Annotated in this window: 18 protein-coding genes; 10 read left to right on the forward strand and 8 right to left on the reverse strand. The window is 72.3% G+C overall.

Translation table 11 applies throughout. The features are described 5' to 3' along the window. Positions 1 to 17: 17 nt before the first annotated feature. From ABGB11_RS05085 to ABGB11_RS05095, 3 genes are read right to left on the reverse strand one after another with little or no spacing between them, the layout of a single operon-like run. The gene (locus ABGB11_RS05085) at positions 18 to 1,058 is read right to left on the reverse strand and encodes an S-adenosylmethionine:tRNA ribosyltransferase-isomerase (protein WP_347629254.1); all 1,041 of its coding nucleotides are present in this window, start codon (positions 1,056 to 1,058) and stop codon (positions 18 to 20) included. Beyond that, a complete protein-coding gene (locus ABGB11_RS05090; protein ID WP_347629256.1) occupies positions 1,055 to 2,416 on the reverse strand; it encodes an MFS transporter in 1,362 nt (453 codons plus the stop codon). The genes ABGB11_RS05085 and ABGB11_RS05090 overlap by 4 nt, the downstream gene beginning before the upstream one ends. After that, positions 2,413 to 3,081: an SDR family NAD(P)-dependent oxidoreductase gene (locus ABGB11_RS05095; RefSeq protein WP_347629258.1), complete on the reverse strand. Its 669-nt coding sequence runs from the start codon at positions 3,079 to 3,081 to the stop codon at positions 2,413 to 2,415. The genes ABGB11_RS05090 and ABGB11_RS05095 overlap by 4 nt, the downstream gene beginning before the upstream one ends. Before the next feature lie 214 nt (positions 3,082 to 3,295). On the opposite strand from ABGB11_RS05095, the gene ABGB11_RS05100 reads away from it, so the two are divergent. From ABGB11_RS05100 to ABGB11_RS05120, 5 genes are all read left to right on the forward strand, one after another. Continuing rightward, positions 3,296 to 4,435: a GAF domain-containing sensor histidine kinase gene (locus tag ABGB11_RS05100; RefSeq protein WP_347629262.1), complete on the forward strand. Its 1,140-nt coding sequence runs from the start codon at positions 3,296 to 3,298 to the stop codon at positions 4,433 to 4,435. Then, positions 4,432 to 5,133, forward strand: a complete 702-nt coding sequence (locus ABGB11_RS05105; RefSeq protein WP_347629264.1) for a response regulator transcription factor — start codon at positions 4,432 to 4,434, stop codon at positions 5,131 to 5,133. The genes ABGB11_RS05100 and ABGB11_RS05105 overlap by 4 nt, the downstream gene beginning before the upstream one ends. Before the next feature lie 36 nt (positions 5,134 to 5,169). After that, positions 5,170 to 5,955 (forward strand): protein phosphatase 2C domain-containing protein, encoded by a 786-nt coding sequence (locus ABGB11_RS05110; protein WP_347629266.1) that lies wholly within the window; start codon positions 5,170 to 5,172, stop codon positions 5,953 to 5,955. A gap of 305 nt (positions 5,956 to 6,260) precedes the next feature. Next, the gene (locus ABGB11_RS05115; RefSeq protein WP_347629268.1) at positions 6,261 to 6,665 is read left to right on the forward strand and encodes a DUF2752 domain-containing protein; all 405 of its coding nucleotides are present in this window, start codon (positions 6,261 to 6,263) and stop codon (positions 6,663 to 6,665) included. A gap of 88 nt (positions 6,666 to 6,753) precedes the next feature. Continuing rightward, positions 6,754 to 7,476 carry an RDD family protein gene (locus ABGB11_RS05120; protein WP_347629270.1) on the forward strand — a complete coding sequence of 241 codons (723 nt, stop codon included), beginning with the start codon at positions 6,754 to 6,756 and terminating at the stop codon, positions 7,474 to 7,476. A gap of 70 nt (positions 7,477 to 7,546) precedes the next feature. Here the strand turns inward: ABGB11_RS05120 and ABGB11_RS05125 are convergent, their stop codons facing one another. Further along, complete coding sequence (locus ABGB11_RS05125) at positions 7,547 to 8,314, reverse strand: hypothetical protein (RefSeq protein WP_347629272.1); 768 nt, start codon at positions 8,312 to 8,314, stop codon at positions 7,547 to 7,549. 226 nt (positions 8,315 to 8,540) lie between these two features. Here ABGB11_RS05125 and ABGB11_RS05130 point away from each other — a divergent pair, with 226 nt between their 5' ends. Both ABGB11_RS05130 and ABGB11_RS05135 read left to right on the forward strand, forming a co-directional pair. Next, positions 8,541 to 9,329, forward strand: coding sequence for an ABC transporter ATP-binding protein (locus ABGB11_RS05130; protein ID WP_347629273.1), 789 nt, complete (start codon positions 8,541 to 8,543; stop codon positions 9,327 to 9,329). A gap of 85 nt (positions 9,330 to 9,414) precedes the next feature. Then, positions 9,415 to 10,185, forward strand: a complete 771-nt coding sequence (locus ABGB11_RS05135) for a sulfite exporter TauE/SafE family protein (protein WP_347629275.1) — start codon at positions 9,415 to 9,417, stop codon at positions 10,183 to 10,185. Here the strand turns inward: ABGB11_RS05135 and ABGB11_RS05140 are convergent. Continuing rightward, the gene (locus tag ABGB11_RS05140) at positions 10,182 to 10,418 is read right to left on the reverse strand and encodes a hypothetical protein (protein ID WP_021593316.1); all 237 of its coding nucleotides are present in this window, start codon (positions 10,416 to 10,418) and stop codon (positions 10,182 to 10,184) included. The two genes, ABGB11_RS05135 and ABGB11_RS05140, sit on opposite strands and share 4 nt — an antisense overlap. 169 nt (positions 10,419 to 10,587) lie before the next feature. On the opposite strand from ABGB11_RS05140, the gene ABGB11_RS05145 reads away from it, so the two are divergent. Next, complete coding sequence (locus tag ABGB11_RS05145) at positions 10,588 to 10,740, forward strand: hypothetical protein (protein ID WP_347629277.1); 153 nt, start codon at positions 10,588 to 10,590, stop codon at positions 10,738 to 10,740. 54 nt (positions 10,741 to 10,794) lie between these two features. Here ABGB11_RS05145 and ABGB11_RS05150 read toward each other — a convergent pair whose 3' ends face one another. Both ABGB11_RS05150 and ABGB11_RS05155 read right to left on the reverse strand, forming a co-directional pair. Continuing rightward, complete coding sequence (locus ABGB11_RS05150) at positions 10,795 to 11,709, reverse strand: Rieske (2Fe-2S) protein (protein ID WP_347629279.1); 915 nt, start codon at positions 11,707 to 11,709, stop codon at positions 10,795 to 10,797. Between the two features lie 106 nt (positions 11,710 to 11,815). Beyond that, complete coding sequence (locus ABGB11_RS05155) at positions 11,816 to 14,095, reverse strand: molybdopterin oxidoreductase family protein (protein WP_347629281.1); 2,280 nt, start codon at positions 14,093 to 14,095, stop codon at positions 11,816 to 11,818. 138 nt (positions 14,096 to 14,233) lie between these two features. Between ABGB11_RS05155 and ABGB11_RS05160 the strand changes: the two genes are divergently transcribed. Both ABGB11_RS05160 and ABGB11_RS05165 read left to right on the forward strand, forming a co-directional pair. Next, a complete protein-coding gene (locus ABGB11_RS05160) occupies positions 14,234 to 14,689 on the forward strand; it encodes an NfeD family protein (protein ID WP_347629283.1) in 456 nt (151 codons plus the stop codon). Then, complete coding sequence (locus ABGB11_RS05165; protein ID WP_347629285.1) at positions 14,686 to 15,711, forward strand: SPFH domain-containing protein; 1,026 nt, start codon at positions 14,686 to 14,688, stop codon at positions 15,709 to 15,711. The genes ABGB11_RS05160 and ABGB11_RS05165 overlap by 4 nt, the downstream gene beginning before the upstream one ends. A 1-nt stretch (position 15,712) precedes the next feature. Here ABGB11_RS05165 and ABGB11_RS05170 read toward each other — a convergent pair whose 3' ends face one another. Beyond that, on the reverse strand, positions 15,713 to 16,330 hold the full coding sequence (locus ABGB11_RS05170) for a Uma2 family endonuclease (RefSeq protein ID WP_347629287.1): 618 nt from the start codon (positions 16,328 to 16,330) through the stop codon (positions 15,713 to 15,715). Positions 16,331 to 16,361 lie beyond the last annotated feature (31 nt).

Genomic DNA, 16,361 nt, shown 5'->3' on the forward strand with positions numbered 1-16,361 from the left:
CATGCGAGACGGCGGCACTAACCAGCCACTATCAGGTTGAGGTCCCCGAACTCGTGCCAGAGGTAGCCCTCGGCCAGTGCGGTCTCGTAGGTGGCGGCGAGCAGTTCGCGGCCCGCGAGGGCGGTGAGCATCATCAGGTGGGACGACCGGGGCTCGTGCAGGCCGGTGAGGAGCCCGTCGACGGCCCGGACGCCGCTCTCGGGCGTCACGATGTGCTCCGTCCAGCCCGAGGACGGTTGGACGCGTCCAAAGGCGTCTGCGGACGTCTCAAGGGCGCGCACGGCGGTCGTGCCGACGGCGATCACCCGGCGCCCCCGGGAGCGGACGTGCTCGACGAGCGCGGCCGTCGGCTCGGGGACCTCGTAGCGTTCGGCGTACGGGGGCTCGTGGGCCTCGGGCGACGCGACGCCCGTGTGGAGGGTGAGCGGGGCGAACAGCACCCCGCGGGAGACCAGGCGCGTCACGATCTCGGGCGTGAACGGGCGGGCGGCGCTCGGCATCTCCGCGCCGCCGGTCGAGCGGTCGTGGGCGAAGGTCGTCTGGTAGGCGGAGACCGGCCAGTCGCGGCGCACGTACCCGTACCGGATCGGCGTCCCGTACCGCCGCAGGTAGGGGACGACGTCGGTGCTCAGACGAGCCTGCCAGAGCCGGTCGGACTCCCGGGAGCCGGCGGTGTGCCGTCCGACGAGGGTGAGGGTGGTGCCGCCGGGCATCGGGATCCATTCGCCGGGGCAGCCGCCGGAGTACGGGCGGCTGGACTTGCCGGCGAGGCGGCGCAGCTCGACGATCCACAGCCGGTCGTCCGCGCCGGGCACCGGGGTGGAGAAGTGCACGCTGATCCGGTCGAGCCGGACGGCCGCGGGCAGCGTGGCGGAGGTGTTGACGACGAGCAGGTCGCCCGGGTCGAGCAGCTCGGGCAGGTCGCGGAATTCGTGGTGGGCGACCTCGCCGGTGGCGCGCCGCCCGACGAGGAGCCGGACGCCGTCGCGGGTCCGGCCGCGCGCTTCGGGCGGTTCGTGCGCCTCCAGGGCGGGGGGCAGGGTGAATTCGACGGTCATTTCCGGACCTCCAGGCGGAGTGCGGCGATCACGCCGAACACGGCGATCGCGGCGAACAGCGCTCCGGCGACGGCGAGCCCGGTGCCGAGCCGGGCCGCGCCGAAGCCGGTGACGAGCGCGCCCGCGACCCCGACCACGAGGGACGAGCCGAGGGTGTCGCTGATCTGCAGCGCGGACGAGTTGACGCCCTGCTCGTCCTCGGGCGACAGGTCGAGGAGCAGGACGGAGAGGCTGCCGATGGAGAACCCCATCCCGGCGCCGCCGATGATCCAGGCGGGGGCGGTGAGCCAGCCGGAGAGCTGGAGGGCGACGGAGGCGAGGACGATCCCGCCGGCGACGAACACGGCGCCGAGGACGGCGTAGAACTCGCGGGACCGCTCGGAGCGGGCCTGGATCTGGGACGCCGCCGACCAGCCGAGCGCGCCGACCGTCAGGACGATCCCCGCCTGCGTGGCGGTGAAGTGGTGCAGCCGGGTCAGGGCCAGGGGGATGAACACGTCGGTGCCGAAGAACGAGCCGGACAGCAGGCCGCGGACGAGGACGACGCTCGGCAGCCCGCGGCGCAGGCGGAGCGTCCCGGCGGGCAGCAGGCGCGGCAGGCCGAACGCCAGACCCGCGAGGCCGGCGAGGATCGCGGGCACGATCGTCCAGCCGGTCCCGTCGAGGCCGTAGAGGAGGATGCCGGCGCCCGCGGCGACCAGGGCGGCGGCGAGGTGGCGCGACCGTCCCGTCACCGGGGAGCCGTCCACCGTCGCGATGCCGCGCAGCACCGGCACCAGCAGCAGCGCCGGCGGGAGCACCAGCGGGATCAGCCCGAGGAAGACCCACCGCCAGCCGATGTGCTCGGCCACGGCACCGCCCACCGCGGGGCCGATCAGCGACGGCAGCACCCATGCCGCCGACAGCGCCGCGAACACCCGGGACCGCAGCTCCTCGGGGTACACGCGGGCGATCACCACGTACAGCGCGACGATCGCGACGCCCGTGCCGAGGCCCTGGACGGCGCGCCCGGCGACGAACAGCCACATCGACGGGGCCCCGCCCGCGACCACCAGCCCGGCGACGAACGTGCCGAGCCCGGTCATGAGCGGCCGGGACGGCCCGGACCGGTCGACCCAGCCGCCCGCCAGCACCGTGGACAGCAGGGTCGTGATCAGGGTGGCGCTGAAGCCCCACGCGTACAGCGACAGGCCGTTCAGGTCGGCCGCGACCAGCGGCATGACGGTGCCGACGGCCATGCTCTCGAACGCCAGCAGCGTCATGACCATGACGATCCCGAGCGTCGCGCCCCGCAGCCCGGCCGCCATCACGCTCCGCCCGGCGACCGTCTCCCGTCCGGGCTCCAGGACGGTCGTCATCGCGCGCCCGCCAGGTCCGCCGCCCGGTACCGGCCGCTCGGGAGGCGGCCGGCGACGAGCCCGCGGAGCGCGGCGGCCGCCTCCTCGGGCGGTGGTGCGGCGTCGGCGTCCTCGCCCGCGGCGCGCAGCATGGCGGTGTTCATCTCGCCCGGGTCCGCCCACCACACGGCCACGTCGGGCTCCTCGGCGGCGAGGACGTTCGACAGCTGCTCCAGCGCCGCCTTGGACGTCCCGTATCCGCCCCACGTCGCGTAGCCCTCCACGGCCGCGTCGGACGTGATGTTGAGGATCGCGCCCCGCCGCTCCCGCAGGACCGGCAGGACGGCCTGGATCAGCGCGAGCGGCGCGAGGACGTTCGTCGCGAGCGTGTGCGCCAGCGCGTCGACGGGATGCGAGGCGAGCCGCGGCATCGGGGCCGGGCCCAGCGTGCTCGCGTTGTTGACGAGCAGGTCGAGCCCGCCGCCGGCCGCGCGGGCCAGGTCGGCCCGGTGCGCGGGATCGGCGACGTCTCCGGCGATCGCGGTCGCGCCGGTCTCGTCCGCGACCGCCGCCAGCGCCGCCGCGTCGCGCGCGTCGATGACGAGGTTCCAGCCGTCCCCCGCGAGGCCGCGGGCGAGCGCCCGCCCGAGCCCCTGGGAGGCCCCGGTGATCAGTGCCGTCTTCATGCTCCCGACGCTAGGAACCGGGGCGTCCCGGGGCATCGGCCGACGGGTCCCCGGAACGGTCGTCAGATGGTCCTAGGACCCGCGTCCCCTCCCGCGGGACGGCACCGCGCCGGCACGTACTTCCTCCGGCTGATTCGGGAAGACGCGCCCAGAGAGTACGGTCTTCACATGTGAGCACCGCGGGGCGCTCGCAGGGGGAGACCGAGAGGCCGGGATGGAGACCGACGACGCCTGCCACGGCGACCAGGGCGCGACCCTGCACGCCGTGAGCTCCGCCGTGCTCGCGGTCACCCGGCACCTGTCCGTCCACGAGGTGCTCCAGGTCATCGTCCGGGCGGCGGCGCAGCTGCTGGACGCCCGGTTCGCGGCGCTCGGCGTGCCCGACGACGAGGGCTCGTTCGCCGAGTTCGTCGTCGAGGGCGTCTCCGACGAGGACTGGGAGCGCATCGGCCCGCTGCCCCGCCAGCACGGCATGCTCGCCGCGATGCTGCACGGCGACACGCCGAAGCGGCTCGCCGACATCCGCAAGGAGCCGGAGTTCGAGGGCTGGCCGGTCGCGCATCCCGTCCTGAAGGACTTCCTCGGCGTGCCGATCCGCGACGGCGAGGACGTCATCGGCATCATCTTCCTGGCCAACAAGCGGCGTCCGGGCGGCTTCGACCAGGACGACGAGGACGTGCTCACCCTCTTCGCCGCGCACGCCGCGATCGCCATCACGAACGCCCGCCTCTACGAGCGCAACCGCGAGCTGACGGTCGTCGCCGAACGCAACCGGCTGGCCCGCGAGCTGCACGACGCGGTGGCGCAGAAGCTCTTCTCGCTGCGGCTCACGGCGCGGACCGCGTCCGCGCTGGCCGAGCGCGACCCCGGCCGGGCCGTGAAGGAGCTGGAGCAGGTGGAGCGGCTCGCCGCCGAGGCCCTCGCCGAGCTGCGCGCCGTGATCTTCGAGCTGCGTCCCGCCGATCTCGCGGACGGCCTGGTCTCGTCCCTGCGCAAGCACGTCGAGGTGCTGGACCGGGCCTACGAGACGTCCGTGGGCATCACCGCCGACGAGGCCGTCGTCCTGCCGGAGGAACACGAGGCCGTGGCGTTCCGCATCACGCAGGAGGCGCTCTACAACGCGCTGCGGCACGCCGGCGCGCGGACCGTCCAGGTGCGCCTCGGCACCGAGCACGACCGTGCCGTGCTGGAGGTCTCCGACGACGGCGCCGGGTTCGACGCGTCCGACGGCGAACCGCAGGGCGGGCTCGGGCTCGCCTCCATGCGCGACCGGGCGTACTCGATCGGCGGGGCGCTCACGATCGACGCCGCCCCCGGGAGGGGCACCACCGTCCGGCTGGAGGTGCCCCTGTGAGCCCGCGGTGCGCGGCCATCAAGGTGCTGATCGCCGACGACCACCCGGTCGTCCGGCAGGGGCTGCGCACCTTCCTCGGCATCCAGGACGACATCGAGGTCGTCGGGGAGGCCGAGGACGGCACGTCGGCCGTGACACTGGCCGAATCCCTGGAGCCCGATATCGTGCTCATGGACCTCAAGATGCCCGGCGCCGACGGCCTCACCGCGCTGACGGAGCTGCGGGCTCGTGGGGTGCAGGCACGGGTTCTGGTCCTGACCAGCGTGACGGAGCGCGGGCACGTGCTGCCGGCCGTACAGGCGGGTGCGGCCGGGTACCTGTACAAGGACGTCGACCCGCAGGCGCTCGTCCAGGCGATCCGGGCGGTCCACGACGGGCACGTGCTGTTCGCGCCCGACGCGGCCGAGGCGATGCTGCGGGACGGGACGGCGGGCGGCGGCGGTGGGGACGACCGCGGCCTCGCCGCGCTGACCGAACGGGAACGGGAGGTGCTCGTGCACATCGCGCGGGGGAGGTCCAACCGGGAGATCGCCCGCGCGCTCGTGGTGTCCGAGAAGACGGTCAAGACGCACGTCAGTAATCTGCTCATGAAACTGGGAGTCCAGGATCGGACGCAGGCGGCGCTGTACGCGGTCCGGCACGGTGTCGGAACGTCCGGCGCGGCCGGGGAAACCGGGGAGACCACCGCCCGCGGCTGATACAACTCCTCTGACAGGATCGTCATCGAAATTGGTATGAACGTAGCAATCAGGTACGCAGCAGGCAGTGACATCGGGTGCAACCGGGAGAACAACGAGGACTCCGGGTACGCCGGTGCAGGGTTGATCGCGGTCGCGGACGGCATGGGCGGCTATGCGGGCGGCGAGGTCGCGAGCTCGACCGTGATCGGCTCTTTGCGCTCGCTGGACACCGATGCCCCTAAAGACGATCTTGTCGACATGCTGGGCCGCGCCGTGGCCGAGGCCAACGAGAAGTTGCGCATCGTCCGGGAGGAGCGCCCCGACCTGAGCCGGATGGGCACCACGCTCACCGCCATGCTCTGGTCCGGCGAGTCCGTCGCGCTGGCGCACGTCGGCGACTCGCGCGGCTACCTGCTGCGCGACGGCGAGCTCTTCCAGATGACGCAGGACCACACGATGGACGAGTTGCTCAAGGCGGAGGCCGAGCAGGCGGGCCAGACCGCCGACCCGGCCGAGACGTCCCGGCTGTCGCACGTCCTGTACCGGGTGCTGGACGGCCGCGACGACCGCGAGCCCGACCTGCGGCTGCGCGAGGCCCGCCTCGGCGACCGGTACCTGCTGTGCTCGGACGGCCTGTGCGGCCCGGTCGACGCGCAGCAGATCTACGAGGTGGTGTCCGCCGAGGCCGACCCGCAGCGGGCCGTCGACCGGTTGATCGAGCTGGCCAGGGAGAACGGCGGGCCGGACAACATCACCGCCGTCATCGCCGACGTCGTCGAGGCCGAGCACTTCACCGGCGCCGAGGGCCCCCTCGTCGTCGGCGCCGCCGCGCAGAGCTGAACCCCGGCGCGGATCCGGTGTCACGCGGTCCCTGCTCTCGCGTGAACGCCGCCGGCGCGGCAGGATCCGGCCGAATCATTCATGCTCGTCCCGCTAAAGAGTGCGCACGTAGCTGCCGTTTTGTCCTACTCTTACCCCGAGGTGGTGTCGCCGTGCGCCGCGTAACGGTCCGGTAGCGGATCGTTGCCTTCGCTTGACCCGCCTCAGGGTGCACCCGGTATACGGGTCACTCACCTGTACGTACTGAGGCGGAGGATTCGTTGGGGGGAGCGCCCGGGACGGCGCCCGCCGGTGCACCGGAAGGTGTGCTCGGGGGGATCGTCAGCCGGACCCTCACCGCGGCGCGGCACGGACCCCTGGGGGTCGTGCTGCGCGTCGCGGCGATGGCCACCGCGGCCATCGGCGCGGCGTGGATCCACCGCGTGAACGACCCCGGTGTGCTCTGTCCCCTGAGGGCATTCACCGGAATCCCGTGTCCCATGTGCGGGGGCACGACCGTGTTCATCGAGTTCGGCTCGGGGCGACCCGCCCAGGCCGTCCTCGCGAACCCGGTCGCTCTCGTCGGCGCCGCCGCCGTCGCCGCCGCACCGCTGGGTCTGGGGGGCCGGTGGTGGGCACTCCAGCCGAAGACCCGTGCCTGGATGCTCGGCACCGCCCTCGCGGGGGCGGAGCTGTGGCAGCTCGTCCGGTTCGGTGTTCTGCGCGTTTGAGCCGCGGTCGATCCTCGGTCAGACTTGCGGAGCCCACCGGGTCCGGCGGGCGTCACATAACCACAGGGTCAATCTATAAGGAGCAAGTGTGGGTAACCCCTACGACCCGTACGGTCAGCAGCCGGGCTACGGGCAGCAACAGCCCGGGTACGGCCAGCAGCCTCCGGCCCAGCCCGGCTACGGCCAGCCCCCGGCGCAGCCGGGCTACGGCCAGCAGCCTCCGGCGCAGCCCGGGTACGGCCAGCAGCCCCCGGCCCAGCCGGGCTACGGCCAGCCCCCGGCGGCCCAGCCCGGGTACGGCCAGCAGCCTCCCGCCCAGCCCGGCTACGGCGCACCCGCGCAGCCCGGCTACCAGGATGTCCACCACCACCACCACTACGGCTCGACCGGCCAGCTGGCCGAGTGGGGCTCGCGTGCGGGCGGCTACATCATCGACTACCTGATCTTCGCCGGTCCGGTGTTCGTGCTGTACATCCTGATGATCATCCTGTCCAGCTCCGGCAGCGGCGGCGCGGCCCTGTTCGGCCTGCTGCTCATGCTGATCGGCGCCGCCATCTCCATCGCGGGCGGCCTGTGGATCTGCTACCAGGAGGGCACCACCGGCCAGTCCATCGGCAAGCGCCAGATGGGCATCCGCCTCGTCAGCGCCCAGACCGGCCAGCCGATCGGCTTCGGTATGGCGTTCGTCCGCAAGATCGCGCACGCCGCCGACAGCTTCGCCTGCTACCTCGGCTTCCTCTGGCCGCTGTGGGACGAGCGCAAGCAGACGTTCGCCGACAAGATCTGCAACACCATCGTGGTCCGCGCCTGACCACACCCCTTGCAAAACGGGGCGCCCCACACCAGGTGCGCCCCGTTTCGCATGTAAGACAGAGGCTCCGCTAGCGCTCCGCTCCAGGTACCGGGTCGAACGCACTGTTGCACGCCGCCACCAGCGCGCGGCGGACGGCGCCGTCCAGGAGGCGGAGGGCCTCGCCGCGGCGGCTCATCTGGTCGGCGCTGAGGCCGCGGTCGTCCATCTGGCGGGCCAGGTCGACGACCAGCGACAGCCGTCCGGCGAGGGCCGCGACGCGGTGGGCTCGGGGCGGGTAGCCGGGGGCGAGCGGATGGTCGCCGCGGTCGGGGTCGCGCAGGTCGACGAGCGCGTCGGCGATCTCGGGCGGGACGCCGGCGAAGTCGTTCACCGTCAGCAGCGCCTCCGTCGCGTCCCGCATCGCGCGGGTGAGCCGGTGGTCGGCCTCGGCGAGGGACGGGACGTCCGGCGGCACCGGCGACGCGTCGTGCGTCGTCCAGCGGACGCCGACGTACGACGAGCCGCGCCTGTCCTCGGACGGGACGAGCCCCATCGCCCGCCCGTCCAGCACGGCGACGACGGCCGCCCCCGCCTCGATCGCCGCGGCGTTGAAACCCGGCGGGCCGGTCAGCCCGAGGAGGTCGCCCGGCTCGGGCAGCGCCAGCCGCAGCGCCGCCATCCCGCCGACGCGCAGGTCACCGAGCCCGCGGCGCAGCGTCACCTCGGCGGGCTCGCCGCCGACGATCTGCGGGCCGCCGCTCTTCTCGATCTCGTCGACCGCCTCGTCCAGGCCGACGCTGCCCGTCAGCCACGCATTGCCCCAGGCGACCAGAGCGATCGCGACGCCCCTGCTCATTCGCTCGTGCTCTTTCCCTGTCCCGGACACTTCGCAATGGGCATGCGAACCACGATAAGCGCTCGGATCGCCGGTGCCACCGGACGTAACAGACCTCTCGCGGTGCGGGAGCGTTCCCGGACCGCCGTTTCCGAGGGGAACCGGGTGGCCCACGCCCGTCCCGGATCGCATAGGTTCTTTCCTGAACCGGACCACGGGACCACCGGATTGGGGACGAAGGCGCGCGATGGCAGGCGAGGTACTTCAGCTCCGCGGAGTCGGGGTCAGGCGCGGCGGGGCACACCTGCTGCGCGACGTCACATGGACCGTCAACGAGGGCGACCGCTGGGTGATCGTCGGCCCGAACGGAGCCGGCAAGACGACACTGCTCCAGGTCGCCGCCGCGATGCTGCATCCCACCGAAGGCGCCGTCGAGATCCTGGAGGAGGAGCTCGGACGCACCGACGTGTTCGAGCTGCGCCCCCGCATCGGCATCGCCAGCTCGTCGGTCGCGGAGAAGGTCCCGACCAACGAGACGGTCATCGACCTGGTCCTGACCGCCTCGTACGCGATCCTCGGCCGCTGGCAGGAGGAGTACGACTCGACCGACGTGGGCCGCGCCGTCGCGCTGCTGGAGGCCCTCGGCTGCGCCGACCTGATCCGCCGCACGTTCAGCACCCTGTCGGAGGGCGAGCGCAAGCGCGTCCAGATCGCCCGCGCCCTGATGCCGGACCCTGAGCTGCTGCTGCTGGACGAGCCCGCCGCCGGTCTCGACCTCGGCGGCCGCGAGGACCTCGTCGCGCGCCTCGCCGCCCTCGCCGACGACCCGGCCGCCCCCACCATGGCGATGGTGACGCATCACGTGGAGGAGGTCCCGGAAGGCTTCACCCACGCGCTGCTGCTCCGCGGCGGGCAGATCGTCGCGCAGGGCAAGGTGGACGAGGTCTTCACCCAGGAGCACCTGTCGGACACCTTCGGGATCCCGCTCACGATCGAGCGGCAGAACGGCCGCTGGTACGCGCGTTCCGCCCGCTGACCGACCCCGGTGCGCCGGTGTGAGCTGCGCGGTCCCTACGATGTGTGCGCCGTTCAGTGACACATGACGCAGGGATGGGACGGACTTGAATCTGCTGGACGCGGTCGCCGTCTTCGCGGCCGGGGTGGCCGCCGGAGGCATCAACACGGTCGTCGGGTCCGGCTCCCTGATCACCTTCCCGACCCTGGTCGCGCTCGGCTACCCGCCGGTGGTCGCGAACGTGTCCAACAACATCGGCCTCGTCCCGGGCGGCGTGACCGGCGCCATCGGCTACCGCAAGGAGCTGGAGGGCCAGCGCGGCCGGCTGCTGCGGCTCGCCACCGCGTCCTGCGTCGGCGCGGTGATCGGCGGCCTGCTGCTGCTCGGCCTGCCCGAGAAGGCGTTCAACGTCATCGTCATCGCGCTGATCGCGATCGCGCTGGTCCTGGTGGTGGTGCAGCCCCGCCTCCAGAAGTGGATGGTGCGCCGCCGGGAGGGCGAGCATCGTCCCCACGGCGGCGCGCTGCTGTGGATCGGCGTCCTGTTCGCGGGCATGTACGGCGGCTACTTCGGCGCCGCGCAGGGCATCATCCTCATCGCGCTGCTCGGCATCATGCTGGACGACGACCTGCAGCGCCTGAACGCGGGCAAGAACGTCCTGTCGGCCGTCGTCAACGGCACCGCCGCGATCCTGTTCACGCTGACGTGGCTGTTCGGCGACACCGGGATCGACTGGTGGGTCGTGCTGCTCATCGCCGCCGGCTCCACCTGCGGCGGCATGATCGGTGCCTCGGTCGGCCGGCGCATCCCGCCCATGGTGCTCCGCGGCGTGATCGTCGTCGTCGGCCTGGTGGCCATCGTGAACCTGCTGCTCTAGCCCTCGTCCTTGCGGCCGTCCCCGGTGGGGTGCTCCACCAGGGCCAGGACGCGGCTGGCCATGAAGCGCGCCGTCCTGACGGCGGTGCCCGTGCGGGTGACCTCGCTGACCTCCACGACGCCGCGCCGCGTCGCGACCTCCACCCGGCGCCCCGCGCGGCTCGCCGTGATCTCGTACGTCCGCGTCCCGTCGCCCCCGGCGTCCACCACGATCTCGACCCAGTCGCCCTTCATCCGCACGAACCTCCCCGGCAGTCGAACATATATTCGACTTATACCCAGTCTGACCCCGTGCGAACCCCGACGTAACAGGACAAAACCCCTGGTCGCTGCGGCTGTGCTGATCGTTGATCAGGTTCGTGGTGAAGGGGGCGACTCCGCCGGCGCGGGGCCCAGCCCGCGGATGGCGAAGTCGATCGCGGTGGCCAGCCGCTGTGGATCATGTCCGGCGCGTTCCCCGACCGGCCTGCCGGGCGTGCTGTGGATCGGCGGCGCGGCCGCTCTGGTCGCGGCGCTGGCGGTGTGGACCGCACGAGGCATCGCCGGCCTGCGGTAGCCGGGGTGAAGGGCACCTCGCCCGGGGCGCGGTCGCCCCCATGGGCTGACAGGGTCAGACCGGCTTCACCTGGAGTACGCCCTCTTCGGTCACGCGGGTTTCGAAGGTGGGTTGGCGGGCGGTGGCGGGGCCGTGGACGACGGAGCCGTCCGCCACGCGGAAGGTGCTGCCGTGCCAGGGGCAGACGACGCAGGTGTCGGCGTTGTCGTCGGTGATGATGCGGCCCTGGTGGAGGGGGCCGGCGAGGTGGCTGCAGCGGTCGGCGAGGACGTGGACGTCGCCGCCGCGGCGCAGGACGAAGAGGCTGATGTAGCCGAGGCGGCGGGCGACGGGCCAGCCGTCGGGGAGTTCGTCGACGGCGCACAGGTCGTGCCAGCCGAGCGGGACGAGGTGGGCGAGCTGGTCGGCGTGGCTGGCGCCGGCGGCCTGCCGGAAGGCGAGGTGGCCGCCGAGGTAGGTGCCGGCGAAGAGGGCGCCGAGGCCGGCGAAGCCGAAGGCGCGTCCGGCGGCGTCCCGGCCCTGGTAGCGGGCGAGGAGGGACGCCGAGTACAGCATGCCGGCGGTGGCCGTCGCGGTGGCGTGGACCAGGCCGACGCGCTGCTGCTCGCGGTGCATCGCGGACCAGTCGGCGATGCCGGTGAGGACGGTCGGGACGGCGCCGGCGAGGCCGGCGGCGACGAGGGCCTGGGAGGCGCGGCGCGTCCCGGGCATGAGGTCCAGCACGGCGGCGGACAGCCACATGCCGATGGGCACGTCGGTGAGCGGCGGGTGGGCGGGGTGCCCGAACGGGACGCCGTGCAGGGTGTCCTTGACGGGCCCGGGACGCAGCGTGCGCCGCACGGTCGTGGAGAGCACGCGGATGGTGCGGTCGAGGCCGCGGGCGTGTTCGAGGCCTTCGGTGACGTCGGCCAGGCGCGCGGACGCCGGTGGGCGGGACCCGCGCCGGAATATGTTGACCCGTCGGTTCATGTCCCTCCTCCGCGGCCCCGTGAGACGCCTGTTGCGACACTAGTCTTCGGTGTTCACCTGCGGCCAGTCATACCTACCTGTAGCCGGGAGGGACTAAACAAGCGGGTCAGCGCGCCGCCTCCAGGGTGACGGGGACGCCGTTGAACACGGCGTTGCCGGAGAGGGGGTCGATCTCCTGCTCGTCGGTGACGGCGTTGACGTTCACGCCGGCGTGCCGGGCGGCGACCTCCGTGCGGGTTCCGGGCCGGTCGTGGCCCCAGCCGTGCGGCAGGCTGACCACGCCCGGCATGATCGTCTCGGTGGGTTCGGCGACGGCCTCGACGGTGCCGGTCCGGGACGTGACGCGGACCGTGTCGCCTGCGGCGACGCCGAGCGCGTCCGCGTCGGCGGGGTTCAGCTGGAGGGTGCAGGTGTTGGAGCCGCGCACCAGTTCGGGGACGTTGTGCAGCCAGCTGTTGTTGGACCGGAGGTGGCGGCGCCCGATCAGCACCGTCCCGGTGGACGTGCCCGCGTCGCGCAGGGCGGAGTGGAGGCGGTCGACGTCGGCGGCGAACGTCGGCGGGCACAGCTCTATGCGCCCTGATGTGGTGCAGATCACCTCGCCCAGCCGCGGCTTCAGGGCGCCGAGGTCCAGGCCGTGCGGGTGTTCCGTGCGAAGCCTGGTCAGGGTGAGCCCGCCGAAATCAGCGCCGGAGGCGCTCCGGGGGGTGTGGGGGGTCGTCCCCCCTCGAACGGCGGGTTGCGCGCCGAAGGCGTCGCCGTAGGGGCCGAGGCGCAGCATCATGTCGAGCCGCTGCTCGGTCAGGGTGCCGGAGTCGAGGAGCATCTTGCGCAGCTCGTCCGGTTCGCGGCCGTGCACCGGGGAGCCGTCGAGCGTGACGGCCTTCCGCAGCGTCGCCGTAATGATCATCTCGTCCAGCGCGGCGGGGTCGCCGTCGGCGCCGGAGGCGATCATGGCGAGCCGGGCGAGGACCTCGGCCTCGCTCGGGCGCCCGTCCGGCAGCGGCACCGCAGGCGGCGAGTAGCGGGCGTAGTCGCGGACGGCGAGACCGGTCAGCGCGATGTCGTAGTGCGGCGTCTGCGCGGGGCGCGGCGGCGGCAGGATGACGCTCGCGTGCCGGGTCGTCTCGTTCAGGTACGGGTCGACGCTGACCATGAACTCCAGGCCCGCGAGGGCGCGGTCGAGCCGGGCGGCGTTCGGGGCCGACAGCGCCGGGTTGCCGCCGATCGTGATCAGCGCCCTGATCCGCCCCTCGCCGGGCGTCTCGATCTCGTCCGCGAGCGTCGCGACCGGCAGTTCCCCGTTGACCTCCGGCAGGCCGCGGACGCGGCTGCGCCAGCGTCCGGTGGTGAACGGCCTCTTGCGGCGGTACACGGGCGCGTGGGCGGGGCGGGGGAACATCGCGCCGCCCTCCCGGTCGAGGTTCCCGGTGAGGACGTTCAGGACGTCCACGAGCCAGCTGTTCAGCGTCCCGTACGCCTGCGTGCACGTCCCGATGCGGCCGTAGACGGCGGCGCGGTCGGCGGCGGCGAGGTCGCGGGCGGTCCGGCGGATCGTCCCGGCGGGGATGCCCGTGACGGGCGCGACGCGCTCGGGGGCGAAGTCGACGGCGAGGGCGCGCAGGTCGTCCAGGCCGTTGACGCGTCCCGCGAGGTGCTCGGCGGACGTGACGAGGTCCTCGGCGAACAGGGTGTGGACGAGCGCCATGAGGAAGAACGCGTCCGTCCCGGGCCGGATGAACAGGTGCTCGTCGGCGAGGGCGGCCGTCCTGGTCCGGCGCGGGTCGACGACCGTGACCTTGCCCCCGCGCGCCCGGATCGCCTTGAGCCGTCCGGGGAAGTCGGGCGCGGACGCCAGGCTGCCGTTCGATTCGAGCGGGTTGGCGCCCAGCATGAGCAGGTGGCCGGTGCGGTCCAGGTCGGGCACCGGGATCGCCAGGGGGTCCCCGAACATGTGCCCGCACGACACGTGCTTCGGCATCTGGTCGGCCGTGCTCGCCGTGTAGAGGTTCCTGGTGCCGAGCGCCTTCACGATCGCGCCGCCGTACAGCGGACCGGCGATCGAGTGGGCGGTCGGGTTGCCGATGTAGACGGCGACGGAGTCCCGCCCGTGCCGCGCGATGACGTCGGCCAGGCCCCGCCGGACCTCCTCGAACGCCGCGTCCCATCCGGCCGCCTCGCCCCCGACGAGCGGTTCGGCGAGCCGGTCCGGGTCGCCGTCGAGGCTGCCGAGCGTGGCGCCCTTGGGGCAGATGAAGCCCTTGCTGAAGGGGTCCTTCGCGTCGCCGCGGACGCGGGTCACCGTGCCCGCCTCGTCCAGGGTCAGTTCGAGCCCGCACAGGGCTTCGCAGAGCGGACAGGTACGGAAGGCCGTGCGGTCGCCCATCGGGACACTCCTTGTGAACGGGACCGTCTTCCATCATGGCAATTGCGCCCAGACGGCGCCATCGCGGGGCATGGCCGCCAGGGCGATTTCGGAGTTACTTTGAGAAAGAGGACTTTCGGCAGCCAGTAGGGAGCTGCTATGGAGCCGTGGGTCGCCTGGTTGCTGGTCGCCGCGCTGCTCGGGATCGCGGAACTGCTCACGCTCACGTTCGCGCTCGGCATCCTCGCCGTCGCCGCGCTGGCCGCCGGGCTGACCGGGGCGCTGGGCCTGCCCGTCGCCGTCCAGGCCGCCGTCTTCGCGATCGGCTCGATCGCGGGGATCGCCGTCGTGCGCCCCATCGCCAGGCGCCACGTCGCGCAGCCGCCGCCGCTGCGCTCCGGCACGGCCGCGCTGGTCGGCCGCGAGGCGTTCACCCTCACCGAGGTGAGCCGCCGCGGCGGGCGCGCCCGGATCGGCGGCGAGGAGTGGACGGCCCGCCCCTACGACCCCGACCTGGTCATCCCGGCCGGCGCCACCGCCGACGTCCTCGCCATCGAAGGGGCCACGGCCCTGCTCTACCCGGTCTCGTCCGGACAGGATGAGGAGCCACCATGACCGACATCGCCATCGCCGTCCTCATCGTGCTGATCGCCGGGGTCGCCGTCCTGGCCACCGCGGTGATGCGGGCGGTCTGGATCATCCCGCAGGCGCGGGCCCGCAACGTCGAGCGCCTCGGCCGCTACCACCGCACCCTCGAACCCGGCATCAGCTTCGTCGTCCCGTTCGTGGACCGCGTGAAACCCCTCATCGACCTGCGCGAGCAGGTGGTGTCGTTCAAGAAGCAGCCCGTCATCACCGAGGACAACGTCGTCGTCCACATCGACACCGTGCTGTTCTTCCAGGTCACCGACCCGCGCGCCGCCGACTACGAGATCGTGAACTACATCAAGGCGATCGAGCAGCTCACCGCGACGACCCTGCGCAACGTCATCGGCACCCTCGACCTGGAGGCCACCCTGACGTCCCGCGACCGGATCAACACGGCGCTGCGCGGCGTGCTGGACGACGCGTCCGGCAAGTGGGGCATCCGCGTCACCCGCGTGGAGATCAAGGCGATCGAGCCGCCGCCGTCCATCAAGGACGCGATGGAGAAGCAGATGCGCGCCGAGCGGGAGAAGCGCGCCGCGATCCTGACCGCCGAGGGCGCCCGCGCGTCCAAGATCCTCACCGCGGAGGGCGAGAAGGCGTCCGCGATCCTGAAGGCGGAGGGCGGCAAGCGCGCCGCCATCCTGGAGGCCGAGGGCCAGTCCGCGGCGATCGAGCAGGTCTTCAACGCCATCCACACCGCGGACCCGGACCCGAAGCTCCTCGCCTACCAGTACCTCCAGACCCTCCCGAAGCTCGCCGAGGGCCAGGGCAGCACGTTCTGGGTCATCCCGAGCGAGGTCACCTCGGCCCTCCAGGCGGTCACCAAGGCCTTCGGCGGCTCCCTGGACGAAGCCACGTCAGCCCTGGAGAACGCCGCCCGCAAACCCGAACAGTCCGACCAGCAGGAACTCTCCGGCCCCGACGGCCCCTTCGAACTGACCCCGGGCCTCAAACCCAACGGCAAGGAAGAACCCGCCGATTACTCCTGACTCAGACGCTCTCCAACTCGGAGAACGACACGTTCAGCTTCATGGCCTCGGGCAGTTCGGTGTGGAGGACGCCGTGGTGGACGGTGGCGAGTTGATAGCTACGCCCTGACCAGTCGAGCCGATATTCCTCCATGCACTTGATCGTGTCCTGGGCGTCGAGAACGACGATGAGATACAGGGGGATGCGTTGGCCCGCGTACTCGGCCTTTTTGTCCTGGAAGTCGCGCTGTCTGCTGTCTGGGCCTGTGATCTCCACGGTCGTGAAAACGTTGGCGCTGGTCAGCCTTCCGGTTCCTTCGAGGCAGTACAGGACACTGATATCGGGACGGCGCATGGTGAACCACTGTCCCTTATCGCTGTCTTGGGCGTTCTGCTCGACGTAGAACATGTCGGTGTCCGGCAGCACATCTATACAAGGCCCATCACTTGGCCGTGCGTCTTGCAGTGCGCGGCTCAGGTTTCGCAAAATGCGCTGGTGCCGCGGTGACGGTGATGCGCAGATGATGACGGCGCCGTCCACCACCTCAATGGATTTGCACACATCCGCTGGCAGAGCATCGTACTCCTCCTCTGTGATGAAGAGGCTGTAAGGATCAGTCGCCCACGCGGGAAGGGGCATGATCAGGCTCCTCGGCATCGGTTGTACCTGG

Origin of the sequence: Actinomadura sp. B10D3 (genome assembly GCF_039871695.1) — a bacterium.
Classification (GTDB): Bacteria; Actinomycetota; Actinomycetes; order Streptosporangiales; family Streptosporangiaceae; genus Spirillospora; species Spirillospora madurae.

Coding starts and splice junctions, on each gene's coding strand:
- ABGB11_RS05110 (WP_347629266.1), top strand. CDS start 5,170: ATGAACGTAGCAATCAGGTACGCAGCAGGCAGTGACATCGGGTGCAAC.
- ABGB11_RS05155 (WP_347629281.1), bottom strand. CDS start 14,095: ATGGGCGACCGCACGGCCTTCCGTACCTGTCCGCTCTGCGAAGCCCTG.
- ABGB11_RS05085 (WP_347629254.1), bottom strand. CDS start 1,058: ATGACCGTCGAATTCACCCTGCCCCCCGCCCTGGAGGCGCACGAACCG.
- ABGB11_RS05140 (WP_021593316.1), bottom strand. CDS start 10,418: ATGAAGGGCGACTGGGTCGAGATCGTGGTGGACGCCGGGGGCGACGGG.
- ABGB11_RS05130 (WP_347629273.1), top strand. CDS start 8,541: ATGGCAGGCGAGGTACTTCAGCTCCGCGGAGTCGGGGTCAGGCGCGGC.
- ABGB11_RS05150 (WP_347629279.1), bottom strand. CDS start 11,709: ATGAACCGACGGGTCAACATATTCCGGCGCGGGTCCCGCCCACCGGCG.
- ABGB11_RS05125 (WP_347629272.1), bottom strand. CDS start 8,314: ATGAGCAGGGGCGTCGCGATCGCTCTGGTCGCCTGGGGCAATGCGTGG.
- ABGB11_RS05145 (WP_347629277.1), top strand. CDS start 10,588: ATGGCGAAGTCGATCGCGGTGGCCAGCCGCTGTGGATCATGTCCGGCG.
- ABGB11_RS05160 (WP_347629283.1), top strand. CDS start 14,234: ATGGAGCCGTGGGTCGCCTGGTTGCTGGTCGCCGCGCTGCTCGGGATC.
- ABGB11_RS05100 (WP_347629262.1), top strand. CDS start 3,296: ATGGAGACCGACGACGCCTGCCACGGCGACCAGGGCGCGACCCTGCAC.
- ABGB11_RS05090 (WP_347629256.1), bottom strand. CDS start 2,416: ATGACGACCGTCCTGGAGCCCGGACGGGAGACGGTCGCCGGGCGGAGC.
- ABGB11_RS05095 (WP_347629258.1), bottom strand. CDS start 3,081: ATGAAGACGGCACTGATCACCGGGGCCTCCCAGGGGCTCGGGCGGGCG.
- ABGB11_RS05170 (WP_347629287.1), bottom strand. CDS start 16,330: ATGCCCCTTCCCGCGTGGGCGACTGATCCTTACAGCCTCTTCATCACA.
- ABGB11_RS05165 (WP_347629285.1), top strand. CDS start 14,686: ATGACCGACATCGCCATCGCCGTCCTCATCGTGCTGATCGCCGGGGTC.